The organism is Algoriphagus oliviformis (assembly GCF_017254915.1).
In the GTDB taxonomy this organism is placed as follows: domain Bacteria; phylum Bacteroidota; class Bacteroidia; order Cytophagales; family Cyclobacteriaceae; genus Algoriphagus; species Algoriphagus oliviformis.
In genome coordinates, this window is sequence record NZ_JAFKCT010000004.1 from 340,172 (window position 1) to 364,116 (window position 23,945).

The 23,945-nt window shown below is 54.2% G+C and carries 23 protein-coding genes and 1 tRNA gene; 6 read left to right on the forward strand and 18 right to left on the reverse strand.

Features of this window, described 5'->3' with window-relative positions; translation table 11 throughout:
• Positions 1-1,128, forward strand: coding sequence for a TIGR03364 family FAD-dependent oxidoreductase (locus J0A68_RS11940; RefSeq protein WP_206578441.1), 1,128 nt, complete (start codon positions 1-3; stop codon positions 1,126-1,128).
• 72 nt (positions 1,129-1,200) lie between these two features.
• Here J0A68_RS11940 and fabF read toward each other — a convergent pair whose 3' ends face one another.
• From fabF to J0A68_RS11990, 10 genes are all read right to left on the reverse strand, one after another.
• A complete protein-coding gene (fabF, locus tag J0A68_RS11945) occupies positions 1,201-2,439 on the reverse strand; it encodes a beta-ketoacyl-ACP synthase II (protein WP_206578442.1) in 1,239 nt (412 codons plus the stop codon).
• A 39-nt stretch (positions 2,440-2,478) separates the two neighbouring features.
• Complete coding sequence (locus J0A68_RS11950; RefSeq protein ID WP_206578443.1) at positions 2,479-3,072, reverse strand: TetR/AcrR family transcriptional regulator; 594 nt, start codon at positions 3,070-3,072, stop codon at positions 2,479-2,481.
• A 175-nt stretch (positions 3,073-3,247) separates the two neighbouring features.
• Positions 3,248-3,335, reverse strand: a tRNA-Ser gene (locus J0A68_RS11955).
• Positions 3,336-3,430: 95 nt separating this feature from the next.
• A complete protein-coding gene (locus J0A68_RS11960; protein WP_206578444.1) occupies positions 3,431-4,498 on the reverse strand; it encodes an asparaginase in 1,068 nt (355 codons plus the stop codon).
• The gene (locus J0A68_RS11965; protein WP_206578445.1) at positions 4,495-5,271 is read right to left on the reverse strand and encodes a TatD family hydrolase; all 777 of its coding nucleotides are present in this window, start codon (positions 5,269-5,271) and stop codon (positions 4,495-4,497) included. The genes J0A68_RS11960 and J0A68_RS11965 overlap by 4 nt, the downstream gene beginning before the upstream one ends.
• Positions 5,268-6,374, reverse strand: a complete 1,107-nt coding sequence (locus tag J0A68_RS11970) for a glycosyltransferase (protein ID WP_206578446.1) — start codon at positions 6,372-6,374, stop codon at positions 5,268-5,270. The genes J0A68_RS11965 and J0A68_RS11970 overlap by 4 nt, the downstream gene beginning before the upstream one ends.
• Positions 6,371-6,997 carry a polysaccharide deacetylase family protein gene (locus J0A68_RS11975; RefSeq protein ID WP_206578447.1) on the reverse strand — a complete coding sequence of 209 codons (627 nt, stop codon included), beginning with the start codon at positions 6,995-6,997 and terminating at the stop codon, positions 6,371-6,373. The genes J0A68_RS11970 and J0A68_RS11975 overlap by 4 nt, the downstream gene beginning before the upstream one ends.
• Before the next feature lie 3 nt (positions 6,998-7,000).
• On the reverse strand, positions 7,001-8,212 hold the full coding sequence (locus J0A68_RS11980) for a PP2C family protein-serine/threonine phosphatase (protein WP_206578448.1): 1,212 nt from the start codon (positions 8,210-8,212) through the stop codon (positions 7,001-7,003).
• 3 nt (positions 8,213-8,215) lie between these two features.
• The gene (locus J0A68_RS11985; RefSeq protein WP_206578449.1) at positions 8,216-8,467 is read right to left on the reverse strand and encodes a hypothetical protein; all 252 of its coding nucleotides are present in this window, start codon (positions 8,465-8,467) and stop codon (positions 8,216-8,218) included.
• 33 nt (positions 8,468-8,500) lie between these two features.
• The gene (locus J0A68_RS11990) at positions 8,501-9,601 is read right to left on the reverse strand and encodes a glycosyltransferase (RefSeq protein ID WP_206578450.1); all 1,101 of its coding nucleotides are present in this window, start codon (positions 9,599-9,601) and stop codon (positions 8,501-8,503) included.
• Positions 9,602-9,623: 22 nt separating this feature from the next.
• Here J0A68_RS11990 and ruvC point away from each other — a divergent pair, with 22 nt between their 5' ends.
• On the forward strand, positions 9,624-10,199 hold the full coding sequence (gene ruvC, locus J0A68_RS11995) for a crossover junction endodeoxyribonuclease RuvC (protein ID WP_206578451.1): 576 nt from the start codon (positions 9,624-9,626) through the stop codon (positions 10,197-10,199).
• Between the two features lie 51 nt (positions 10,200-10,250).
• Here ruvC and J0A68_RS12000 read toward each other — a convergent pair whose 3' ends face one another.
• Positions 10,251-10,808, reverse strand: coding sequence for a porin family protein (locus J0A68_RS12000; protein ID WP_206578452.1), 558 nt, complete (start codon positions 10,806-10,808; stop codon positions 10,251-10,253).
• Between the two features lie 101 nt (positions 10,809-10,909).
• On the opposite strand from J0A68_RS12000, the gene J0A68_RS12005 reads away from it, so the two are divergent.
• The 4 genes from J0A68_RS12005 (at position 10,910) to katG (ending at position 16,460) form a co-directional block, all read left to right on the forward strand.
• Positions 10,910-11,455 (forward strand): Crp/Fnr family transcriptional regulator, encoded by a 546-nt coding sequence (locus tag J0A68_RS12005; protein WP_236025554.1) that lies wholly within the window; start codon positions 10,910-10,912, stop codon positions 11,453-11,455.
• 82 nt (positions 11,456-11,537) lie between these two features.
• A complete protein-coding gene (locus tag J0A68_RS12010; RefSeq protein WP_206578454.1) occupies positions 11,538-12,836 on the forward strand; it encodes a parallel beta-helix domain-containing protein in 1,299 nt (432 codons plus the stop codon).
• A 39-nt stretch (positions 12,837-12,875) separates the two neighbouring features.
• Positions 12,876-13,961: an SO2930 family diheme c-type cytochrome gene (locus tag J0A68_RS12015; protein WP_236025555.1), complete on the forward strand. Its 1,086-nt coding sequence runs from the start codon at positions 12,876-12,878 to the stop codon at positions 13,959-13,961.
• Positions 13,962-14,195: 234 nt separating this feature from the next.
• The gene (gene katG, locus J0A68_RS12020) at positions 14,196-16,460 is read left to right on the forward strand and encodes a catalase/peroxidase HPI (protein WP_206578456.1); all 2,265 of its coding nucleotides are present in this window, start codon (positions 14,196-14,198) and stop codon (positions 16,458-16,460) included.
• 68 nt (positions 16,461-16,528) lie between these two features.
• Here katG and J0A68_RS12025 read toward each other — a convergent pair whose 3' ends face one another.
• The 7 genes from J0A68_RS12025 to J0A68_RS12055 form a co-directional block, all read right to left on the reverse strand.
• Positions 16,529-17,107 (reverse strand): porin family protein, encoded by a 579-nt coding sequence (locus J0A68_RS12025; RefSeq protein WP_206578457.1) that lies wholly within the window; start codon positions 17,105-17,107, stop codon positions 16,529-16,531.
• A gap of 80 nt (positions 17,108-17,187) precedes the next feature.
• Positions 17,188-18,258 (reverse strand): alanine racemase, encoded by a 1,071-nt coding sequence (locus tag J0A68_RS12030; protein ID WP_206578458.1) that lies wholly within the window; start codon positions 18,256-18,258, stop codon positions 17,188-17,190.
• A gap of 1 nt (position 18,259) precedes the next feature.
• Positions 18,260-18,703 (reverse strand): GNAT family N-acetyltransferase, encoded by a 444-nt coding sequence (locus J0A68_RS12035; protein WP_206578459.1) that lies wholly within the window; start codon positions 18,701-18,703, stop codon positions 18,260-18,262.
• Positions 18,704-18,710: 7 nt separating this feature from the next.
• Entirely contained in the window at positions 18,711-20,129 is a 1,419-nt protein-coding gene (locus J0A68_RS12040) for a sodium:solute symporter family protein (RefSeq protein ID WP_206578460.1), read from the reverse strand.
• Between the two features lie 256 nt (positions 20,130-20,385).
• Entirely contained in the window at positions 20,386-21,135 is a 750-nt protein-coding gene (locus J0A68_RS12045; RefSeq protein WP_206578461.1) for a succinate dehydrogenase/fumarate reductase iron-sulfur subunit, read from the reverse strand.
• 31 nt (positions 21,136-21,166) lie between these two features.
• Positions 21,167-23,101, reverse strand: coding sequence for a fumarate reductase/succinate dehydrogenase flavoprotein subunit (locus tag J0A68_RS12050; RefSeq protein ID WP_206578462.1), 1,935 nt, complete (start codon positions 23,099-23,101; stop codon positions 21,167-21,169).
• 14 nt (positions 23,102-23,115) lie between these two features.
• Positions 23,116-23,796 carry a succinate dehydrogenase cytochrome b subunit gene (locus J0A68_RS12055; RefSeq protein ID WP_206578463.1) on the reverse strand — a complete coding sequence of 227 codons (681 nt, stop codon included), beginning with the start codon at positions 23,794-23,796 and terminating at the stop codon, positions 23,116-23,118.
• Between the last annotated feature and the right edge of the window lie 149 nt (positions 23,797-23,945).

Here is a 23,945-nt window from a genome sequence, read left to right on the forward strand (position 1 = left end):
ATGCAGCAGCCACACGCCATCGTCATCGGAGCAGGAATAGTCGGCCTCTCGGTCACCCGAGCCCTCCACGCCAAAGGCTGGAAAGTCACCGTCATCGAGAGAAACCCAAGTACCCAAGGAGCCTCCGTGAGAAACTTCGGGATGATATGGCCCATAGGCCAGGAACGAGGCCCCGCCTTTGACCGGGCGATGCGCTCCCGGGAGATCTGGTTGGAAATGAGCCAAAAGGCGGGATTTTGGTCGGAGCAGACCGGCTCCCTGCACTTGGCCTATACCGACCTGGAGCTCCAGGTGGTCAATGAATACGTCTCCGCCAGTGCAGGCCACAAGTCGGCTTCCCAACTCAGCCCGGAAGAAACCCTCCAAAAAAGCCCCGCAACGGTGAAGGAAGGACTCAGGGGGGCCCTGTGGACGGAAGAGGAAATGATCGTAGATCCGCGTGAGGCCATCTTCAAGACCGGCCAGTTCCTCGCCAGCCTAGGTGGGATTGAGTTCATTTGGAACAAAGCAATCTCACGCATCCAAGGCAACACCGTCTATAGCGGGCAAAAGAGCTGGTCAGCAGACAGGATTTTCGTCTGCAGCGGAGCGGACTTTGAAACGCTGTACCCGGAGATTTTCGAAGAAACCCCGATCACCAAGTGTAAGCTCCAGATGATGCGGCTGAAACAGCAGCCCCAAAACTGGCGCATCGGCCCTCCCCTATGCGCAGGCCTGAGCTTCATCCACTACAAGGGGTTTCAGGTCGCCCCTTCCCTTCCCCAACTGAAAAAAGTCTATGAAGCGCAGCACCAAGAGCTTTTGGACCTGGGAATCCACGTGATGGTCTCGCAAAACGGCCTTGGCGAACTCACCATCGGAGACAGCCACGAGTATGGCCTTGGCTTCGACCCTTTTGACCGAAGCCACATCAACAAGCTCATCGTGGATTTCCTGAGGACTTTCGCCCAGTTCAAAAACTGGGAAATCGACAGCTCCTGGCACGGGATCTACCCCAAGATGACCAACGGAGACACGCACTTTGTAAAGCACATCGACGACACCGTCACCATCGTCAACGGCATGGGCGGAGCTGGAATGACACTTTCTTTCGGACTGGGAGAAGAGGTCGTCGCCGGCCTCGCGTAAAAGAACCACCAGCAACAGAAAAGCCAGCCCGGTCGCCCAGGCTGGCTTTCTTGCTTTGCGCATCCGGCAAGACTACACCTTCTTGAACACTACGGTGGAATTGTGCCCACCGAAGCCAAAGGCATTGCTCATGGCCACGTTCACGGTCTTTTCCTTGGGCTGGTTGACCGCGACCTGAATTCCCTCGGGGATTTCGGGATCAAGGTTTTCGATATTGATCGAGGCGGGGATTACGTTGTCGGTGATGGATTTGATCGACAAAATCGCCTCCACCGCTCCGGCAGCCCCGAGCAAATGCCCAGTCATGGACTTGGTAGAGCTCACCCAGAGGTTTTTTGACCCGCCAAACACCTTGGCCACGGCATTCAGCTCGGCGATATCCCCCGCCGGGGTGGACGTCGCATGGAGATTCAGATAGTCCAAATCGGAAGCATTGACCTGGGCTTCTTCCAAGGCCCAGCCCATGGCTTTTGCCGCACCAAGCCCCTCGGGATGGGGAGACGTCATGTGGTAGGCATCGGCGGTCATCGCGGCACCCACCACCTCTGCGTAGATTTTTGCCCCGCGGGCCTTGGCATGCTCGTATTCTTCGAGGATCAAAGCCCCGGCACCCTCGGCCATCACAAAACCATCCCTATCCCGGTCAAAAGGACGGCTGGCGGTCTTGGGATCGTCGTTTCGGCCTGACATTGCCTTCATTGCCGCAAAGCCTCCAAAGGAAGCCGGAGTGATCGGGGCTTCGGAGCCCCCGGTGATGAAAGCCTTGGCCTTGCCCAGTCTAATATAGTTAAAGGCGTCCATCAAGGCGGTGTTGGACGTGGCGCAGGCAGACACCGGCGCATAGTTGATCCCCTGCAGGCCAAACTTCATGGAAATCATCCCAGAAGCCATGTTGAGGAGCAGCTTGGGGATGAAAAAGGGACTAAATCGCGGCGCATAGTCGCCCTTGACGTAGTTTTCCACCTCCGACTCAAAGGTCTCCATACCGCCTTGCCCCACTCCCCAGATCACGCCGATATCGAAGGGATCCATGGCCTGTAGGTCCAGCCCGGAATCCTCCAGCGCCCGGGAGGCACTGTAGAGGGCGTATTGGGTAAAAAGATCCGTGCGCTTGACCTCATTGCGGTCGAGGTACTTTTGTGGATCAAAGCCAGTCACCTCGCTGGCTACCTGCGTGCGAAACCGGGACGCGTCAAACTTGCTGACAATCGCGGTGTTGTTCACGCCTTTCAGCGCATTCTCCCAAAAGACACCCACCGAATCCCCCAGAGGATTGATGGTTCCCATGCCTGTGACGACTACTCTTTTCATTTTTGGTTTTATGTTTTGCTGTATGATTTCTGCGAAAGCTCATTTTCTAATCTCCCTGTCGACCACATCCTTCATGCGGTCCAGCACGGTAAACAAATCCGAGGAATCCCCGGCCACCTTGGAAAGCAGAATCCCACCTTCGAGCATGGCCACAAAGGTAACGGCATACTTCTCGGGAGAAATGTCATTTTTAAATTCCCCGTTTGCGATTCCCTCTTCCAGGATCTCCGCAAACTTTCTTTTCCAAAGCAGGAAAGAACGGCCTACATGAGGCTGCATGAAGGGCAAAAGGTCATCCGACTCCACCGCCGCATTCATCAGCGGACATCCTCCGGACTCCGCGATGGCCTGCCAGCTAGCCCGATAAAAGCCAATGAAAGCAACTAACCTCCCATAGGCCGAATCGGCATGGGCCAGCGCCTCCGCGACCTGCTGCACGAGCCTCCGACTGTTGTAGCCATAGGCCTCCAGAGCCACCTCTTCCTTGTCCCGGAAGTTGCCGTAGATACTGCCCTTGGTCAGGCCAGTCGTCTCCACCATATCGTGGAGCGAAGTGGCCGAATAGCCCTTGCGGTTAAACAAGGGCGCGGTCTTCTCGATGATATACTGACGTGTCTTCTCTGCCTTTGACATAGCTAGCGTGCTGCCGGGGCAAAGATAGGAATAAAAATACCGATTGGTATATTTTTGATTTGTTAAAAAATTGATTGCCCTCAAACAAGCCCAACCTCGCCCCTGGTTTTGCACCTGCGCCCTAAAACAAAAAATCCCAACTCGCTATTTATTAGCAAGTTGAGACCTGTTTCTGCAGAGAGGAAGGGATTCGAACCCTCGATACCCTTTTGGAGTATACACACTTTCCAGGCGTGCTCCTTCAACCACTCGGACACCTCTCTAGGTTGATTTTCCGACCCCTTTTTCTGAATCGGAGTGCAAAGAAAACTTTTTTTCCGGCAGCATCCAAACCGACTTGGTACTTTTCCCAAAAAAATCAGGCAGTGATCTCTCCCGCCAAAGACTGGGTCAGTTTCAGGCAGATTTCCTCGCGGCTGTAGTTTTGTCCCAGAAGAAACATCAGCTTGGTCACTGCGGCTTCCGTGGTCATATCGGCCCCGCTGGTCACGCCTACCGCCAAGAGCTCCTTGCTGGTCTCATACCTACCTTGGATCACCCGGCCGCCATTGCACTGGGACACATTGAGGATGATCAGGCCCTTTTTGATCGCCCGCTCCAGGGAGTTCATAAACCAGGCCTCTGAGGGACTATTGCCTGAGCCATAGGTCTCGAGCACCACACCGCGAAGGCCCTCGATGGCGAAGCAGGCGTCCATGATCTTGTCCGTGATGCCTGGAAAAAGCTTCAACACCATCACGCGGTTATCCAGATGGTTCAGGTTTTTCAGCTTTTTGGCGGCTTCGTAGGGCCGGATCGCATTGGTATTGTAGTCGATCACAATGCCCGCCTCGGCGAGATTGGGGTAGTTTTCCGACTCGAAAGCGTCGAAGTGTATGCTTTGCACCTTCTTGGAGCGGTTGCCGCGGAGCAGCATGTGGTTGAAGAAAATGCAGACCTCCGGCACGATGGGCCGCCCGCCCATCTTGGCCGTGGCGATCTCCAAGGCAGTCATCAGGTTTTCGCGGGCATCCGAGCGCATCGCCGAGATCGGCAATTGGGCACCGGTGAAGATCACGGGCTTGTTGAGCCCCTTCAGCATGTAGCTCAGCATGGAGGCCGAGTAGGCCATGGTGTCGGTGCCATGCAGCACGACGAAACCGTCGTAGCTGTCGTAGTTTTCGAAGATGATATAGGCCATATCCTTCCAGTGGCGCATGGACACGTTGGAGGAATCGATGGGTTCAGGGAAGGATATCACCGTGATGGCTATGTCCATGTTGGAGAGGATGGGGATCTTCTCCAGGATCTGGCCAAAGTTGAAGGGCACCAGCGAACCGGACTCGTCATAGGCCATCCCGAGAGTACCCCCGGTGTAGATGATCAGGACAGAGGCGGTTTTGGCGGTCTTGAGCCCCGTATTTAGTCGGACGATTTTATAGTTCATACCGTAATTTCCTTGAATAGATTCAGCGCATTGGCCTTGGTCGCCAGCGCGACTTCATCGGCCGAGGTCTGGAGGAGATCCCCCACACGCTGCGCGATTGCTGGAAGGTAAGCTGGAGTGTTCCGCTTGCCGCGATGGGGCACCGGCGCGAGGTAGGGCGCGTCGGTCTCCAAGACCAGGTGCTCCAATCCCACGTGGGGAATGACACTGTCCAAGCCTCCGTTTTTGTAGGTGGACACGCCGCCTATTCCCAAGAGGAAACCCAACTGGATGATTTTCTGGGCCTGGTCCAGCGTGCCGGTGAAGCAGTGGAATATCCCCGACAGGGATCCGTCTTGGGCTTTTTCGATGAGCTCAATGGTCTCGTCGATGGACTCCCGGCAATGTAACACGATCGGGAGCGAATAGTTTTTGGCCCAGCCGAGCTGGACGTTCAGCGCCTCTTTTTGGATATCAAAAGTAGTCTTGTCCCAGTACAGGTCCGTGCCGATCTCACCGACCGCGGCAAAGGACCGCTTGGACAGCCAGTCCTCCATCACATAGAGCTGCTGCTCAAACCCCTCCTTGACGTCGCAGGGATGGAGCCCCATCATGGGAATGCAAAGATCCCCGTAGCGCGACTCGCAGTCCAGCATGCGGTCGATGGTATCCACGTCCACGTTGGGCATGTAGATCCGCTCGATGCCCGCCTCCCTGATCTCGGCGATGACCTGGTCACGGTCTGCGTCAAACTTGCTGGAATAAATATGCGCGTGGGTATCGATCAGGTTCATGGGTAATTGCGGGACTTCCATTGTACTTTGGAGGGCCAAAAGTAATAAAGAATCGTTAGGCTGAGACTTGCAATCTGGTAAAAATCAAAGAAAATCAAAGGGAAAAACGCAATCTTTTGACCCGACTTTCGGGCGAAAAAACGCAAAAACCAGCCCTGAAAAAAGGCCTTTGAAGCCCAAATCCCCAGGCCAAGTTTCCAGTCCACGCAGAGCAAGGCTATCGCAGCGGGGAAAAACAAACCCTGTATCACCAGTAGCACCTTCCAGCCAAAGGACAGCGTAGCGGCCCCGGTCACCCAGCGCTTGCGCTGCCGAAGCAGCGAAGGCCAGTCCTTTTCGGCCTTTGTCCTCACCAGCATCTGCTCCGAGACCTGGTGGTGGATCGCAAATCCTGCCTTGCAAATGGACTTGGAAATCTCCAGATCCTCCGTGATAGAGGACTTGATCCCCTCAAAGCCTCCACTCGCCAAATACGCTTCTTTGCTGATCGCCATGTTGTTGCCCAGACCGGTGGTGGGCAACCCCAAATCAGTCACGGCCTTGACTATTCCCAGAGTATTCCACCACTCCAGCTCCTGCATCCTGCCAAAGAAGCCTCCGCCCTTCACTTGGGTCACACCGATGACGATGCCCGTTTTTCCCAGAAAGCTGCCCAATCCCTCCCTGATCCAAGCCGCGGGTACCTCGCAGTCCGCATCGGTGAAAAAGAAAAACTCCCCCGCGGCTTCCTTCGCCAGAATGGCCAAAGCATTCGCCTTGCCATTGGCTTGGTACAAACCGACTTGGTCTTTTCGGATGGAGAAAAGCCTTCGGTTGGGATACCCTTTGACCCAAACAGCGCTGATCTCGGCGGTGCGGTCGCTGCTCTGGTCGTCGGCGAGGAGGATTTCCAGCTTTTCCGCAGGATAGTCCAGAGCGGCTAGGCTCCGCAGCAAATGGGGTAAATGCTCCTCCTCGTTCCTAGCGGAAACCAAAATCGAAACCATCGGAAAACCCGAGGACTTGACACCCCGCTGCTTCCAGTTTTTTTTCAGCAAAAGCAAAAGAATCCCATACTGCAAAACCAGCAACCCCGCGATCCCGGCCAAGCCCCAGGCGCTCATAGCAGGGCGGTTTGAAAGCCCGCCTCCAGCAAAAAATCGAGGTAGGCAGGCAGGACTTTGGGCAAGACCTCCTTGGTTTTCTGCTGGTCGTGAAAGAGCACGATACTTCCGGCCTCGGTATGGACCTTGCTTTCCCCCAAAACTCGATCTGCTGGCAAGCTCGGATCGTAGTCGCCCGAGAGCACATCCCACATGACAATACGCTTGGTCTCCAGCAGGACTTTGGCCTGAGAGCTCTTCATCAGGCCATAGGGAGGGCGAAAGAGATCGGTTTGCAGGCCCAGCTTCTCCTCCAGAATGTCATCAAAAGCGCGAATATCCTCGAGGTAGCGCAGGTTGGGCGTATGCCAGCCCTTGAGGTGGTGATAGGTGTGGTTGCCGATGCGATGCCCGGCCGACGCTACTTCCTTGGCTAGGCCGCCATGCTTTCGCACATTGTCCCCGACCATGAAAAAGGTGGCTTTTTGCCCTCTTTTCTCCAACTCCTCCAGCACATAGTCCGTGGCGCCGGGCACCGGCCCGTCGTCGAAAGTGAGGTAAACCCGTCGGTCAGAGGCATCCCCCTTCCAAATCCGCTTCGGAAAAAGCTGCTGAACGAAACGGGGAACCCTGTGCCACACCATCGCCTAGCTGAATCTGAGGCTAAGCAAAGTCAGGTCGTCCCGCAGCGGCACCTCCTGGGTAAACGCCCGCATCTGCTCAAAAAAGTCCCGATGAAAGTCCTCCGGATCCACGCAGAGGTGGGAGTCCACGTACTGTTGGAAGCGCTCCTCGCCAAACTCCTCCTCTTCGGGGTTCATCGTCTCGGTCAGCCCGTCGGTATAGAGATGGATGGTAAACCCATCCAGGTCGGTCCGCTCGCCAACCTCCAGAAAAGGCAACTCCTCAAAAGCCCCGAGAATGGTCGTCCCGGCTTCCAGCAGCTCTGTTGCGCCCGATTTCTCACGGCAAAGAATCGGCGGATTGTGGCCTGCGTTGACAAATCGGAGCCGCTTGGTACGATAGTCGTACTCGCCCAGGAAAAAGGTGATGAAACGCTCGCCTTTGGTGTTTTCGATCAGGGTATAGTTCAGCTGGTGGATGATCATGCTGAAGTCGGCATCGCTGCGAAGCAGGGTCCGAAGCGCCGCCTGGAAATTGGACATCAGGAGCGCCGCGGCGATTCCCTTTCCGGACACGTCCGCGATGCAGAAATAGACTTGGTCATCGGACTTGCGGATGAGGTCATAGTAGTCCCCTCCCACCATGCTGTGGGGGTAGTAGGTCACCTTGGCCTTGAGGGCATCCGTATTGGGGAGCGAGGCGGGAAAAAGCATCTGCTGCACCTGGGAGGCGATGGCCACTTCCCGGTTGAGCACCTCCTGCTGGAGCTGCTTTCGCGCAAAGCGCTTGTTTTCCAGCGCCACCACGAGGATATTGGCCAGGGCTTGGGTGAAGTCCAGGTCGAGTTCGTTGTCGGAAGACTTTCTTCTCAGAAAAAGGATCGCCAGCATCTTGTCTTTGTGATAGACCGGCAGATAGGTCTCCAGCTCGTCAAAGCTATACTCGTCGCTGAGCTGGATCATGAGCTGTCCCGATTCCTTTTGGTCGTCCACCTGGTCGGTATTCAGTATCAGGGGCACATTTCCCTTCACCCCGTGGGAGATTTTGCGCTCGAAGACTTCGTCCTTGGACACATAGAGTATCAGCGCCTTGATATCCAGATGCACCAAGCAGGTGAATTTGAAAATATTGACCAAGACGGCCTCGGACTGATTCTCGTTGATCGCCTGGGTGATCTCCAAGAGGGCTTTCAGTTCCAGTCCTTTCCGTTCGTATTTGTAGGTTTCGTCTATCAAGGATTACAGTGCGTTGTGGGCCATCAGCCCTTTTTTGGTGGCGAGGAAATAGAGGCTTTTGCCCTCCCTCCCGATCTCGACGGGATCAAAACGCTCCTCATCGGGGGATTGCAGGCATTTGATCATCCCCTGTCCATAGAGCGAGTCCAGCGTCGCCAGCAGCAGGGAATCTTCCCAGCCGAGTGCTTCGCTGAGATAGGTGTAGGGTTGGACAAAATACAGCTCGTCCAGCAAGTCAAATTCCGCGTCACTCATAGGATTCAATTCAAAAGCTAAAATAAGCATTCTTCAATTGGCGCGTCCTTTCCATTCAAATTTTCCCCGGACGGCCCCGACAGCTACCGTCAGCACGTACCAGGGGTGCAGGAGGCTGCTTTTTGCAAAATCAACAGGCGAAAACCGCAGCTTCAGCGATGTCAGCACCCTACCGAGTGCCCAGCTCTCCGCTGCCATTTTCCCCATCCAAACCGCCAAAAAGGCCAAAACGCCGACATTGCCTAGCCAAAGCAAGCCCCCACTGCCCAGCCAAAGCAATTGCGCCAAAAAGGAAAGCAGCGCCGAAACCCCGTGGCTCCAGCCCCCGTGCAGCCTCCACTTTCCCGCCCAACGTACCCGTTGACTGACCAATGCAGCAAGCGAGCTCTGAGGCTGGGTGAAGACGAGATTTTGGACAAAGGGCAGGTAACGACAAGCTTCACTCCCAAAGCGCCCGGCGATCTTTTTGAGCAGAAATTCATCGTCGCCTGAGGGATGCTGGAGATTTCCTTCATAGCCTCCTACTTCCAGAAAGGCCGACTTTCTATAGGCCAGATTAGCTGCGCTGCACATCAGCGGCTTTTTTTGGCTGAAAAAAAACTGCGTCATCAGCAAGATGCTCGCCCACTCGATCTGCTGGAAGCGCTGAAAAAAACCAGCCTGCCCCACCGACATCACCGGCCCGGCGACGAGCTGCACTTTCGGGTCGGCAAAGGCCTCCACCCTATTTTCCACCCAAAGCTCCGGAAAACTGCAATCCGCATCGGTGCAGAGGATGAGTTCGGCTCCGGCCCTTTTCAGCCCAAATGTGACCGCTTCCTTTTTGCCCAGGCCGGGACTGCGCAGCACCTCGATCCTCGGATCTGCTTTGGCCATTTCACCCAGACCGGCAAAGGTGCCGTCCTCGCTCCCATCGTCGACCAGCAAAATCTCCAGCTTGGGATAGGTGATTTTTCGGATTTCGGCAGCCAGCGCCGCCAGATTTTCCGCTTCGTTTCTCAGGGGGATCAGCAGGGTAACGGGGGGATTTTGGCTTCCGGAAAAACACTCGGAACCGCTTCGGGGCCATTTGGCAGCCATCACAGCCAGCAGGAGCAAGTAGACCAGCGTCCACAGGAGGTAAAAACAGATCATCTTTTTCGGCTAACTTGCGGGCGTGAGTAAAGAAGAGCAAAAAACGCCAAAGGAAAAAATCATCCTCGGGATAGACCCGGGCACCACGGTCATGGGCTACGGACTGATCCTAACCGAGGGCAAAAAGTACAAAATCCTCCAGTACGGGGTCATCCACCTCAAGAAATACGAGACCCACGAGCTGAAGCTGAAGAAGATTTTTGAGCGGATATCGGGCATCTTGGACGAGTTTGCCCCGGACTCGGTCGCCTTGGAAGCGCCTTTCTACGGAGTCAACGTGCAATCCATGCTGAAGCTGGGCCGCGCCCAGGGCGTGGCGATGGCGGCAGCCCTTTCCAAAGAAATCCCCATCACCGAATACTCCCCCAAAAAGGTCAAGCAGTCTGTGACCGGCAACGGCAACGCCTCCAAAGAGCAGGTAGCCGCCATGCTGCAGACCCTGCTTGGCATCGCGGAGCTGCCCAAGCTGCTCGATGCCACCGATGCGCTGGCGGTGGCGCTTTGCCACCACTTCCACGAGGGTAGGGTACAGACTCGTGGCCGCAACGAAGGCTGGAAATCCTTCATCGAAGAAAACCCCAACCGGATAAAAAAGTGAAAATCCCGGCCAAATGGCCGGGATTTTCACTTTTTCAATGTTTGCAGAGAATCAATTCCCTCCAAAGGTGTAGCCTGCGGAGATCTTGAAAACCTGGTTTTTCACGTCGGTATTGAAATAGTTGAGCGAGGTAAAGCCCAAGTCGTAGCTTGCCTGGATATTGAAGCCCAGTGGCAGCTTCACCTGCGCACCAAACACGCCTCCGATATCATAGCCTTTGGTAGCTTCGGAGCTATCGCTGGTTTGGTCACCTTTTTGGTACTTGCTGGATGCGAGGACAGATGCCTGAGGGCCCGCAAAGACATTGAGCGCGGGAAGAAGCTTCAGCCTCACCAGGACGGGAACGTCAATGTAGCCCAGCTGCTCCTTCACTGCCAGCCCTGATCCGGCCTCTTCGCCGGTATAGCCTTTTTGGGAATATTGAATACCCGGCTCCACCGAAAGAAAATCCGCCCCAAAAGTATAATAGGCTCCGAGATGGAACCCTGACTTTGCATCAAAGTTGGCATTGGAGAAGTTAGCGGAATTGAATCCAGCCCTCACACCAAGTTGCGCCTGCGCAGTGGCGGCAAATCCAACTAGAAAGAATACCAACAAAATTTTTCTCATGAGTCAATTATTTTTATTTTCCAGTAAAACTAACGCAAGAAACACCAATTCTTGTTTACCTCCCTCGTTTTTAAAGGCAGCAGATGGAAAAAATATTGGGAATGTTCGATCAGTTTCCGGAACTCAGCGACGAGGCAAAAACCGCCTTTTCTTCCCATCTCGAGCTGCTGGAGGTGGAGCGGGGAGACCTCGTGGAGCAGGAGGGAAAGGTCTGTACCTACCTCTACTACGTCAAGGAAGGCTCTGCCAGAAGCTATTACAACAAAGACAACAAGGACGTCACGGTGTCCTTTACCCTGGAGGGGGAGTTTGTCACCTCGATGAGCTCTTTCATTACCCGCAAACCTTCCTATGAAAACATCGAGGCGATGGAGAAATCCCTGATCGCCCGCATCAGCCACGATGCGCTGCTCATACTTTTTGAAAAACACTACGAACTGGAGCGCACCTACAGGCTGATCCTGGAACAGTACTACATCATGCTGGAGGAGCAGCTGATCTTTGCCAAGTTCAAATCCGCCAAGGAGCGCTACCTCGATCTGATGCAGTTTCGCCCCAAGGTCATCCACAAAGCCTCCGTGGGGCAGATCGCCTCCTACCTCGACATGAGTATCGAGACGCTGAGCCGTATCCGGGGCAAGATCTGATTATTTGATTTTTCTCAACGGACAATTCTTTCGTCAAAACGTACTTTTGGTCACTACTCTTTTTCCCCAAACCCAAAACACGATGCGAAAGTCACTTCAGACAGTCTTTGTCCTACTCGTTTCGCTTGCGGCATTTTCCTGCGGCAGCAGTACCACGGAGCAGAGCTTTGACTCCTCCCGGCTCACCCGGATGAGCCAAGAGGAGGTGGAAAAAGTGGTGGAAGCCTTCATCCTCGCCGAAGACTCCAGCACCATCGAGATCCCCGAGGGCTTCTACGAGCTGAGCACCCAGCTCATCCTCGACAACAGAAAGTCCGTCACCATCAAAGGTGCGGGAATGGACAAGACCGTGCTTTCCTTCCGAAACCTGAAGTCTGGCGGGGAGGGAGTGAAAATCGTGGGCAACCACATCACGGTCGAGGATCTCAGCATAGAAGACGCGCCGGGTGACGGCCTCAAGGCCCAGCACTCCGACGGGATCACCTTCCGCCGGGTCAACGTGACCTGGACCAATGGCGACAAGTCCAAAAACGGCACCTACGCCATCTATCCCGTGCAGTGCAAAAACGTCCTCATCGACGAGTGCATCGCTTCCCACTCCAAAGATGCCGGCATCTACGTGGGTCAATCCGAAAACATCATCGTGAAAAACTCCCTGGCCTTTGGCAATGTGGCGGGGATCGAGATCGAAAACTCCGACAATGCCGAGGTCTTTGGCAACACCGCTCGCGACAACTCCGGCGGCATTCTAGTCTTCAACCTCCCCGGCCTACCCAAGTCCGACGGCAAAGGCACCAAGATCTACGACAACGACATTCTGAACAACAACCACGAAAACTTCGCCACTCCACTCGGCGACGGGCCAAACGGCAACACCGTCACCATGATCCCTCCGGGCTCTGGCGTGGTGCTGCTCGCCGCCAAGGAAGTGGAAATCTTCAACAACCGCATCCACAACAACAAAACCACCGGCGTGGCCATCGCCAGCTACCAAGTGACGGGATTCCCGACCGACGCGCCCAACTGGTCGCCCTACACCACGGACGTCTTCGTGCACGACAACAGCTACGAAAGAAAGGCGCTCTCCATCCCTGACCTCAGCCGTGAGCTCGGACAGCTGATCAGCGTCCACAACGCCTACGGGCCCGCCAAAACCCAGGACATCATCTATGACGGCATCTGGGACACCGGCCTGAGCAAAACCATAGACTCCAACCCGATGCGTGTGTGCATCCAGGAAAAAGGGATGGAAAACCTCCACTTCACCAGATTCTACCTGATGGATGGAGAGGACAATATTGAGTCTTTCAAGGACTATCAGCTGTTCCAAAACTGCAAAGTGGACGTGACTACGGATGTCTCTGCCCTCGCGGGACTCTGATTCATTCATTGGCATTATTAGATAGAGGAGATGGAAAAAATGAACTGGAAAGCCTGCGCCCTGGCAGCTCTTGCGGCACTATCGCTGTTGGCTTCCTGCGGAAAAAACGAAGAGAAAGCACAAGCAAGCGCCAGCCCCCTGCCCGAGGAGGCCCCTGACGGAAAGTATCCCTACAAGCGCCTTTCCACCTATGGGTTTTTCGAAGGCGAACTCAAGGCACTATACCCTGCGGAAGAGGTGGTCTTTTACAAGCCTGCCTCGTCCCTCTTCACGGACTACGCACTCAAGAGCCGATTTGTCTCTGTTCCTGCAGGGGAAAAAGCGAGCATCTCGGGCCAGCAGATCGACTTTCCGACAGGGACGATCCTGATCAAAAACTTCTACTACCCCGCCGACTTCCGAAAACCTGAAGGAGAGCGAAGAATCATCGAAACGCGCCTGCTCATCCACGAAGCGGATGGCTGGCAAGCCTATCCCTACCTCTGGAACGAGGAGCAGACCGAAGCTGTCTTAAAAGTGGTTGGCGCGGAGACCGAGGTGAAGTTTGTCGATGCAAACGGCAAAGACCAGATCATCAACTACCTCGTACCCAACAAAAACCAGTGCAAAAGCTGTCATAACCAGTCCGAAACCATGGCTCCCATAGGGGTGAAAATCCAGCACCTCAACCATGCGCTGGACTACGGTGCGGCAAAAGAGAACCAACTAGCCCACTGGCAGGAAAAGGGCATTTTGGAGGGATTCGAGGGAAGCGAGGCCTACCCCGCCATGATCAACTATGAGGATCCATCCCAGTCGATCACCGACCGGGCCATGGCCTACCTGGACATCAACTGTTCCCATTGCCACAGCGCGGGCGGCCCTGCCAGCACTTCCGGACTCTTTCTCACCTTTGACCAGAGCGACCCGCTAAAGCTCGGCATCAACAAGACACCCGTCGCAGCAGGCAAAGGTGCGGGCAGCTTCACGTTTGACGTAGCTCCAGGCAAGCCCGACGAGTCCATCCTCACCTACCGCATGCGCTCCACCGAAGTGGGCGTGGCTATGCCCGAGCTGGGCCGAACTACCATCCATGAAGAGGGTGTGGAGCTGATACGAGCTTGGATTCAGAGTCTTCCCCAGTGAGGCTTCCCGGCTCCACTCTGATGCTTTTTCCCGATAGGCAATAGAAAAATGCGATTTGGAAAACACCGAAGCGCATCAAGCACCTAATTTTCAACAGGTAACAAAACCACATTTTTAACTAGCTTTTCAGAACATAGTCAAAAACTATCGCACCATAAAAACAATCAATTAAGGATATAATCTGGTTTCAAACTGCCCAAAATAGCTTTGTACCCGGAAATAACCCCTTAATTGATGAAAAACAGATTGACCTTTTTCTCCCTGATCGCCTTGGCGCTCGCCCTGCCTGCCTGCCAGGAATCCGAGCAAAAAGCCGACGGTCATTCCGGTGCCACCAAGACCAGCGCCTCCAACCAAAAAGCCACTGCCAACGCCGAGTGGTGGCCCAACCAACTCAACCTAAACATCCTGCGTCAGAACTCCAGCCTGTCTGACCCCATGGATCCCGATTTTGACTACATCGAGGAATTCAACAGCCTGGACTATGCCGCGCTGAAGGAAGACATCCGCGTTGTGCTCACAGACTCCCAAGACTGGTGGCCAGCCGACTTCGGGCACTACGGCGGCCTCTTCATCCGCATGGCTTGGCACAGCGCCGGCACCTACCGCACCGGCGACGGTCGTGGTGGTTCGCGAGCTGGGCAGCAGCGCTTTGCCCCGCTCAATAGCTGGCCTGACAATGCCAACCTGGACAAAGCCCGTCGCCTGCTCTGGCCTATCAAGCAGAAGTATGGCAACAAGATCTCTTGGGCGGACTTGATGGTTTTGACCGGAAATGTCGCGCTGGAAGACATGGGCTTCAAGACGTTCGGATTTGCCGGAGGACGTGAGGACGTGTGGGAGCCAGAGATGGACGTGTATTGGGGCCCTGAGAAGGAGTGGCTTGGCGACGAGCGCTACTCCGGAGACCGCGAGCTGGAGACTCCATTGGCGGCCGTACAGATGGGCTTGATCTATGTGAATCCCGAGGGGCCAAACGGCGTTCCTGATCCACTTTTGGCTGCCAAAGACATCAAGGAAACCTTTGGACGCATGGGCATGAACCTGGAGGAAACCGTCGCGCTGATCGCCGGTGGACACACGCTCGGCAAAGCGCACGGCGCTGGCCCGGCTTCCCACGTGGGAGCAGATCCAGAGGCCGCAGCCATCGAGGAGCAGGGCTTTGGCTGGAAAAGCGACTACAAGTCCGGCAAAGGCGCCGATGCCATCACTTCCGGACTGGAGGTCACCTGGACTTCTACACCCACGCACTGGAGTCACCAGTTTTTCATGAGCTTGTTTGAAAACGAGTGGGAGCTCACCAAAAGCCCTGCGGGTGCACACCAGTGGATCGCCAAGGATTCCAAGATGACCGTGCCGGATGCCTTTGACAAGGACAAAACGCACAAGCCTGGCATGTTCACGACCGATCTTGCCTTGAGATTCGACCCGGAGTTTGAGAAAATCTCCCGCGCCTTCTACGACAATCCAGAGCTGTTCAACGATGCTTTTGCCCGCGCCTGGTTCAAGCTGACCCACCGCGACATGGGACCAAAAACCACCTATCTGGGTCCTGAAGCGCCAACCGAAGACCTCATCTGGCAAGACCCGATCCCAGCGGTAAACCATGCTTTGGTCACCAAGGCCGACGTGGCCAGCCTGAAATCCCAGATTCTCAACTCCGGCTTAGAAATCAACGAACTCGTATCAACGGCTTGGGCTTCCGCATCCACCTATCGCGGTTCCGACCGTCGCGGCGGTGCCAACGGTGCCCGCATCCGTCTGGCTCCGCAAAAGGACTGGGAAGTCAACAATCCCAAGCAGCTGGCCAAAGTCCTAGCCGTATTGGAAAACATCCAAGCGGACTTCAACGCCAAATCCGGGTCCAAGAAGGTATCCCTCGCTGACCTGATCGTGATGGCAGGTGACGCTGCCGTGGAAAAGGCAGCCGCAAATGCAGGGTTCCAAGTGGCCATTCCTTTCTCCGCAGGACGAATGGACGCGACTGCCGAACAGACTGACGTGGCTTCCTTTGCGGTGTTGGAGCCGATGGCGGATGGGTTTAGAAACTACCTGAAAACCCGCTACACGCTTTCGACTGAGGAATTGCTGATTGACAAAGCGCAACTGTTGACCCTCACCGCTCCAGAGATGACCGTACTCGTGGGCGGCATGAGAGCGCTCCATGCGAACTATGACGGCTCTTCCAAAGGGATCTTTACCGACAAGAAAGACCAGCTCACCAACGACTTTTTTGTCAATCTCCTGGACATGAGCACGGAATGGAGTCCGGTGGACGAGACCAAGGAGACTTTCGAAGGAAAAGACCGCAAAACCGGCCAGGTGAAACACACCGCCTCCCGTGCCGACCTGATCTTTGGCTCCAACTCTGAGCTAAGAGCCTTGGCGGAAGTCTACGCCACCGAGCAAGCCAAGGAAAAGTTTGTCAAAGACTTCGTCGCCGCTTGGCAAAAAGTAATGCACCTCGATCGCTTTGATCTGGCGTACGCAAAAAAATAGACCCTCGATGGAGTAATAAAGGAAAGGGGGCTGACCCAAACTGAGCCAGCCCCCATACCAACACTCGATTAAAAAGTATAGCCTAAGGAGACTTTGAATCCCCTGTTATATACATCCGAATCGCTGTCTTTGAAAATCGGCGTCATGCCGTAGTCATAGGATCCTTGGATATTGAAGCCTCGGGGGAGGTTGTAGCCCAGGCCGAAGACCAGCCCCGCATCGGTCTCCTTTACCGCATCGGTCTCAAAAGACACGGTCGAATCTCCGATGTCACCTTCAAATTTTGATTTGGTAAGGAAAGACACCTGCGGACCGGCAAAAAGATTGAAGCCCTCGCCTACCCTGAATCGCAGCAGGATCGGCACATCCACATAGTCCAAGATTGCCCGACTGTCCAGCCCGTCGTCATTTTGGGTACCCTTGATGGAGTAAAAAACGCCCGGCTCGATCGTGACCGGTCCTTCGCCCATAAAGCTCGCGTAGATCCCGGCATGGAAGCCAGCACGGTTGGTGTAGTCGTTTTCAGAGACATCCTCTCCACCAAAATTGAAGAAGTTCGCCCCTCCCCTGATTCCAAAAGCGCTTTGGGCACTCGCTCCGGCGGCAATCAATGTGCCCACCGAAAACAGCAACAAAAACTTTTTCATGGTTTTCAAATAGTTGATTTGACCAACCATTGCCTATTTCGATGCCAAATCCGCTGACGAAAACCCGGATCGCAGCGGTCTCAGACCACTGCCTTTTCTACGTAGTCGGAATTGAGAAGTCCCAGGGCGCCCATATACTTGAGGGTAAAAGTCAGGGTTTCACCTACTTTGAGGCCCTTTTTGTCCTCACCCAAATTGACGATCAGCATGTCCGAACTGGCCCCGAGGATCTCGATGTCGGGGTCCTTTGGAATGAGATATTCTGGGGAAACATCCAACAATCCCACGTCCAAAATCGCCCGATAGGAGGTTTTCCCGTAGAGAGATTCATCAATTTGGGCAATTTCGCCTCGCGGATTAGACCCCAAAACCCCTGTCGGCAGCATGGGCTTCTCCTGTAGCTCGATGATCTCGGCATGGAGCTCGAGCACGTCGCCGTACATTCCTTCGATGAGTTCTTCTTTGACCAGGTCTACGCCAAAGTAGAGCGTCTCGCCTACCCGGAAATGGTTGATCCCCTGTGGCAGCTGGTGGGACAGCATCAGCGGAATGGTGACCGATGTCCCGGCCGATAGCCAGGGAATCTCCCTGCCAAACTTCAGCTCGATGATTTGCTTGTAGAGCGAGAGCTGGATGAGCTTGTCCGTGCTGGGCATGACACCATTGAGACAGTTGAGGTTGGTGCCCAAGCCGATCACCTCGATACCCGGCAACTGGAACACCTCCTCATAGAAGTCGATCAGCTGCTCTCCCATCACGCCCTCACGCAGGTCTCCCGTCTCCACCATGATGATGACTTTGTGGTTTTTGCCCTGCAGCACGGCTTCGGCGCTGATCATGCGGATGGTCTCCAGCTCGGAGTTGAGACTGACGTCGGCAAACTCCACCATCTTGCCGACGTTCTTTTTGGACACGGGCTTGATGTAGACCGTCTGCACGTCGCGCTTGATGCGCTTGACCATGGCGAGGTTGGAGATGCGGCTGTCATGCACCTCGGTGATGCCGAGGCCGATCAGCTCCTGCAGAAAAAGTTTGTTGCCGCAGAGCATCTTGGAGACCACGCCCCAGTCCACTCCCCGGTCTTCAAAAAGCCGGGTCAGTACTTGATAGTTTGTTTTGAGTTTTTCCCTGTCTAAGGTCAATACTGCCATTTTACTTTCTGTTTAGTCTCATTTCGAGATATTTGTTGGTAAAGCCCAGACGCTCGTAGAGCTTTCTAGCGGGATTGTCGGGCTCCACATGGAGGGCAATGGCGCCGTTGGCCATCTTGATGGCCATATCCAGGATCTTTTTGCCGATCCCTTTTCCGCGCATCTGCTCATCCACGGCGATGTACACCAGGATGTTTTCGGGGATGTAGCCCGACATGCCGGTTTTGTTCATCACCAGCGCGCCGACTACTTTTCCTTTTTCCCTGGCCAGGATCACAAAACCACCCGCCTGGAGTCCCGGATCCAAGGCGTAGTCCAGACACTTCATGATGTCTTCCTTGGGATCGCCAAATTTCCCCAGGTGTACCAAAAGGAAGTCTGCGATCTCGTTTTTTTGCAGGTAGGTTGCGTTGTCTATGGCAGACAATGATTCTAGTTGGATCATAGTTAGTTTATTTTCTATGGTTTGAGATTTTGTTCACTACCCAAAAGACCGATACGGAAACCAAGATACCGTAGAAATTTGGGTCTAGCCCCAGCGGCAGGCTCACTTCGAAAAACGAAAGCCCCGCGGTGACAGTTCCTCCCGAGATCATCGCCCCAATAGCTGCCCGGGGATTTTTCCTGTCAAAAAACAATCCGGCCACGACCGGCACCAAAAGCCCCGACACCATAAACCCGTAGGAATAGAGCATCAGCGTGAGCACCTCAGTCATCTGCCAGGCCAGCAGCACTGCCAAAATGCCTATTCCCAAGGTCACTCCCTGGATGATTCGCAACTCCTGGGCATGGGACTTTGGGGTAAAAAACTTTCGCAGCAGGTCGGTGACCAAGTTGCCCGACGCAGCCATCAGACAGGAATCAGCCGTGGATAAGACCGCCGAAAAGTAAGCCGACATCATCAATCCAAGAATCCCCGCCGGCAAAATCTGGCTGAGTAGTACGGGAAGCCCAAGCTCTGGGTCCATGGCCGCCGTAAAGCCGTCCAGCGCCCCCTGCTCCACCGCCACCCGTGACAGCAAGCCGAGAAACACGCCCATGAAAGCCATCAAAGGCCACTCGAAAAGACCGGCGATAAACCAGGCTTTTTTCGCGGACCTCTCGTCCCGGGCGGCAAAAATCCGCTGGTACAGCGTCATCCCCACAAACCATATCGGAACGATGGTGATCCCCCAATTGACCGCATCGCGCCAGCCCAATTGGGACAAAGATAGAAAATCCGAAGGCAAGGTCTCCACGATCCCCTGCCATCCCCCCACATAGCTGTAGGCGGTGGGGATGCCAATGCCGATCAACCCCAGCATCAGGATGATCCATTGGATGGTGTCGGTGTAGATCACGGCCTTGAGCCCGCCCATCACGGTGTACACCACTGCGATGGTGCCCATGATGAGCAATGCGGTAGAAAGCTCCAGCTCCGGAAAAGTCCCGGAGGCCAGCTTGGCGCCAGCCAAAAGCTGTGAGGCCGTGAAGCCTAGGTAGCCGAGAAAACAGATTACGGACGCGACTAAGGCAGTCTTGGAGTCAAAGAGGTGGCCGATGATCTGGGGAAAGGTATAAAATTTGGAAAAAGCCGGATCGGACTTGACCCGGGGGATCAGAAAAACTGCGGCGAGCCAAGCGCCGAGCAAGCCTGTAAAAAGCATCCAAGAGCCGGAAAGCCCCATCGCAAAGCCCAATCCGCCCAGGCCGATGGAGAATCCTCCCCCTACGTCAGTGGCTACTACGGAGAGACCAATGTGCCAGCTACCTATCGACCTCCCCCCAACATAATAATCCTCCTGGCTGGTGTTCTTTTTCATGTAATAATATCCTACTCCCAACATGGCCACCATGTAGGCGACGAAGATCACCAGATCCAGAAAATTCATTATGTTTTTTACTATTTAACAAAAGCTCTTTAAAATATAATTTTTCAAAGCTACCCAAACCTAGGCAAAAGGCCAATTTTATTTTGTTTTAATAGCAAATCGATCAAATCAATACAGTTTCATCTTTATATAATTAAACTTATACCCCAGACAACCCAACAAAAGACGGAAATCGGCAGGACCGGACTTCAGGATTTCTGCCACAAAAAAAGCCAGACCTGAGGCCTGGCTTTCGATTCATTCAGCAGTTTTGGGATCACACGTTTTCGCTGGACACGACGGCAGAGAAGTACTCTCTGTTCATTCTGGCGATGTTGGTGATGGAGATGCCCTTTGGACATTCGGCTTCGCAAGCGCCGGTGTTGGTACAGGCTCCGAAACCTTCCGCATCCATTTGGGCTACCATTTTTTCCGCTCTGGTTTTGCGCTCTACTTGGCCCTGAGGCAGGAGAGCCAGCTGGGAAACTTTGGCAGAGGTGAAGAGCATCGCGGAGGCATTTTTACAGGCCGCTACGCAGGCACCACATCCGATGCACTGAGCCGCATCCATGGCCAAGTCGGCGATGGTCTTGGGAATAGGAATTTCGTTGGCATCAGGTACGCCACCAGTATTCACATTCACATAGCCTCCCGCTTGGATGATGCGGTCAAAGGCAGCGCGGTCTACCACGAGATCTTTCACCACTGGAAAGGCCTTGGCTCTCCACGGCTCGATCACTACGGTGTCGCCGTCGTTGAACGAGCGCATATGAAGCTGGCACGTGGTGGTCTGCTGTGGGCCGTGGGGCTTACCGTTGATGTATAGCGAGCACATGCCGCAGATGCCCTCTCGGCAGTCGTGGTCAAAGTGCACTGGGTCTTCGCCTTTTTCGGTCAGCTCTTCGTTGAGCACGTCCAGCATCTCGAGGAAAGACATGTCTTTGGAAACGTGATCGACTGGGTAGGTGGCAAAGCCTCCTTTGTCCGACGCGTTTTTCTGTCTCCAGATTTTTAAGGTCAATTTCATATCGCTAGTAGTCTATGAATTCAAGGATAGATTATTTGTAAGAGCGCTGGGTCAGCTTGACGTTTTCGAACACCAAGGCCTCCTGGTGGAGTTCCTCTTGGATGCCCTCACCCATGTATTTCCAGGCCGCAGCGTAGGCATAGTTTTCGTCGTCGCGAAGCGCCTCGCCCTCTGGAGTCTGGTACTCCTCGCGGAAGTGACCGCCACAGGATTCGTTTCTGTTGAGTGCATCGTCCACCATCAGCTCGCCCAGCTCCAGGAAGTCCGCCACGCGGTGGGCTTTTTCGAGGGATTGGTTTAGCTCCTCATTGAAGCCCAACACCTTCACATCCGACCAGAATTCCTTCTTCAGCGCTTGGATCTGCGCCTTGGCCTTGGTCAAGCCTTCGGCAGTCCTTGCCATCCCGCATTCGTCCCACATGATCTTACCCAGCTTTTTGTGGAAATAATCGACGGTCTTGGAACCGTTGATGCTGAGCAGTTTCTTGATCCTATCCTGTACCTCCCCCTTTACTTTGGCAAACTCGGGATGGTTGGCATCCACTGGCGCAGGACCGATAGTTGCCAGGTAGTCCCCTACTGTGTAAGGGATCACGAAGTATCCGTCCGCCAAGCCCTGCATCAAGGCAGAAGCCCCGAGTCGGTTGGCTCCGTGGTCGGAGAAGTTGGCCTCTCCCAGCGCATACAGACCTGGCACGGTGGTCATCAGGTTGTAATCCACCCAAAGACCTCCCATGGTGTAGTGCACCGCCGGATAGATCATCATTGGCACTTCGTAGGGATTCTCTCCGGTGATCTGCTGATACATATCGAAGAGGTTGCCATATTTCTGCTCGATCACATTTCTGCTGTCGCGCTTGATGGCGTCGCGGAAATCCAGGAATACTGCCTCTCCGGTCTCATTCACGCCGCGTCCTTCGTCGCATACGTATTTGGCATTTCGGGAAGCCACATCACGAGGCACGAGGTTACCAAAGGAAGGATATCTTCTCTCCAGGTAGTAGTCTCGGTCTTCTTCTTTGATATCGTTGGCTTTTATTTGGCCTTTTCTCAGTTTTTCGGCGATTTCCACAGTTTTTGGAACCCAAACACGACCGTCGTTTCTCAAGGACTCTGACATGAGCGTCAGCTTGGACTGATGGTCTCCGGATACCGGAATACAGGTCGGGTGAATCTGGGTAAAACACGGATTGGCGAAGTAAGCGCCACGCTTATGCGCCCTCCAAGCGGCGGTCACGTTGGATCCCATCGCGTTGGTAGAGAGGAAGAACACGTTGCCGTATCCGCCTGTGCAAAGCAAAACCGCGTGGCCTGCGTGGGTCTCCACCGCGCCCGTGATCAGGTTTCGGGTGACGATACCCCTAGCATGCCCGTCGATCATCACCACGTCCATCATTTCGGTACGGGGATAGAGCTTTACCTTGCCGGTAGCCACCTGGCGGCTCAGTGCAGAATATGCGCCGAGCAACAGCTGCTGTCCAGTTTGGCCCCTGGCGTAGAAGGTTCGGGATACCTGGGCTCCACCGAAAGATCGGTTGGCCAGCAAGCCCCCATATTCGCGGGCAAAAGGAACGCCTTGTGCCACACATTGGTCGATGATGTTGACCGATACTTCGGCCAGTCGGTAGACATTGGCCTCGCGGGCACGGTAGTCACCACCTTTGACCGTGTCGTAGAAAAGTCTGAAAACGGAATCCCCGTCGTTTTGGTAGTTTTTGGCGGCGTTGATCCCACCTTGTGCAGCGATGGAGTGTGCTCTTCGCGGGCTGTCTTGGAAGCAAAAAGCCTTCACGTTGTAGCCAAGCTCCGCAAGAGACGCAGCGGCAGAGGCTCCAGCCAAGCCAGTCCCCACCACGATGACGGTATACTTTCTTTTGTTTGCTGGGTTGACCAGCTTACTGGTAAACTTATGCTTGGTCCATTTTTCTGCCAAAGGACCTGCAGGCGCTTTAGAATCGAGTATCATATTGGGACTTCAGATTAGCTGGTGAAATAGATGTAAAGTGGCATGGCTGCAAAAAGAACCGGCACCACGATGCAATAGAGCTGGCCGACTGCTTTGATGGCCGGGGAGTACTTCTTGTGGTTCAGGCCCAGGGTCTGGAATGCCGAAGCAAAACCATGAGACAGGTGAAACGCCAAAAAAGCCATCGCTACCACATATCCGATCACCATGAAGATGTTTTGGAAAGCAAAATTCACTATGCTGTACAGATCCTTGTATTCCTCGCCCGCATAGGTTTTGACCGGAAGGTCGCCCCAGTGCATCTGCGCCCAAAAACTCTGCATGTGCACCACGATGAAGATCAGGATGATGGTACCCAAAATACCCATGTTTCTGGAGGCCCAGGCGCTGTTGGTAGCCGCCTTGGATTCGGCATAGCCTACAGGTCTAGCGGCCTTGTTGTGCCTGGACAGGATGATCGAATAGATCACGTGGGCGATTACCGAAATGTAGGTGAGGTAAGAGAGCACCTTCACCGCCGGATTGGTAGTCATAAACTTGGCATAGATATTAAATGCTTCACCACCGTCGTTCTTGAACAACAGGAGGTTGCCCGACACGTGGCCGGTCAAAAACAGAATCAGAAACAGGCCCGTAAGCGCCATAATCAACTTTCTGCCGAGGGTGCTTTTCAAGGTTTTGGTAACCCAGCTCATAAAATTTTGCGATTAATTTAGAACGAAAGTCTTTGTTTATTTTGCCGTCAAATTTACATGTGGAAGCGATAGCAAACAATGCAATCGAATGCCATTTCTTTATTTTAATCGGTTCTAAATAGGTTTTGAAATAAGCAGATGATTAAATC

Excerpts from the sequence above, each read along its gene's own strand:
- fabF (WP_206578442.1), bottom strand. The coding sequence starts at position 2,439 with ATGAAAAGAGTAGTCGTCACAGGCATGGGAACCATCAATCCTCTGGGG.
- J0A68_RS11985 (WP_206578449.1), bottom strand. The coding sequence starts at position 8,467 with ATGAGTGACGCGGAATTTGACTTGCTGGACGAGCTGTATTTTGTCCAA.
- J0A68_RS11990 (WP_206578450.1), bottom strand. The coding sequence starts at position 9,601 with ATGATCTGTTTTTACCTCCTGTGGACGCTGGTCTACTTGCTCCTGCTG.
- J0A68_RS11940 (WP_206578441.1), top strand. The coding sequence starts at position 1 with ATGCAGCAGCCACACGCCATCGTCATCGGAGCAGGAATAGTCGGCCTC.
- J0A68_RS12040 (WP_206578460.1), bottom strand. The coding sequence starts at position 20,129 with ATGAATTTTCTGGATCTGGTGATCTTCGTCGCCTACATGGTGGCCATG.
- J0A68_RS12000 (WP_206578452.1), bottom strand. The coding sequence starts at position 10,808 with ATGAGAAAAATTTTGTTGGTATTCTTTCTAGTTGGATTTGCCGCCACT.
- J0A68_RS11965 (WP_206578445.1), bottom strand. The coding sequence starts at position 5,271 with ATGAACCTGATCGATACCCACGCGCATATTTATTCCAGCAAGTTTGAC.
- J0A68_RS12045 (WP_206578461.1), bottom strand. The coding sequence starts at position 21,135 with ATGAAATTGACCTTAAAAATCTGGAGACAGAAAAACGCGTCGGACAAA.
- J0A68_RS11970 (WP_206578446.1), bottom strand. The coding sequence starts at position 6,374 with ATGAGCGCCTGGGGCTTGGCCGGGATCGCGGGGTTGCTGGTTTTGCAG.
- J0A68_RS12005 (WP_236025554.1), top strand. The coding sequence starts at position 10,910 with ATGTTCGATCAGTTTCCGGAACTCAGCGACGAGGCAAAAACCGCCTTT.
- J0A68_RS12030 (WP_206578458.1), bottom strand. The coding sequence starts at position 18,258 with ATGGCAGTATTGACCTTAGACAGGGAAAAACTCAAAACAAACTATCAA.
- J0A68_RS11975 (WP_206578447.1), bottom strand. The coding sequence starts at position 6,997 with ATGGTGTGGCACAGGGTTCCCCGTTTCGTTCAGCAGCTTTTTCCGAAG.
- J0A68_RS12055 (WP_206578463.1), bottom strand. The coding sequence starts at position 23,796 with ATGAGCTGGGTTACCAAAACCTTGAAAAGCACCCTCGGCAGAAAGTTG.
- J0A68_RS11950 (WP_206578443.1), bottom strand. The coding sequence starts at position 3,072 with ATGTCAAAGGCAGAGAAGACACGTCAGTATATCATCGAGAAGACCGCG.
- J0A68_RS12025 (WP_206578457.1), bottom strand. The coding sequence starts at position 17,107 with ATGAAAAAGTTTTTGTTGCTGTTTTCGGTGGGCACATTGATTGCCGCC.
- J0A68_RS12010 (WP_206578454.1), top strand. The coding sequence starts at position 11,538 with ATGCGAAAGTCACTTCAGACAGTCTTTGTCCTACTCGTTTCGCTTGCG.
- J0A68_RS12050 (WP_206578462.1), bottom strand. The coding sequence starts at position 23,101 with ATGATACTCGATTCTAAAGCGCCTGCAGGTCCTTTGGCAGAAAAATGG.
- J0A68_RS12035 (WP_206578459.1), bottom strand. The coding sequence starts at position 18,703 with ATGATCCAACTAGAATCATTGTCTGCCATAGACAACGCAACCTACCTG.
- katG (WP_206578456.1), top strand. The coding sequence starts at position 14,196 with ATGAAAAACAGATTGACCTTTTTCTCCCTGATCGCCTTGGCGCTCGCC.
- J0A68_RS12015 (WP_236025555.1), top strand. The coding sequence starts at position 12,876 with ATGAACTGGAAAGCCTGCGCCCTGGCAGCTCTTGCGGCACTATCGCTG.
- J0A68_RS11960 (WP_206578444.1), bottom strand. The coding sequence starts at position 4,498 with ATGAACTATAAAATCGTCCGACTAAATACGGGGCTCAAGACCGCCAAA.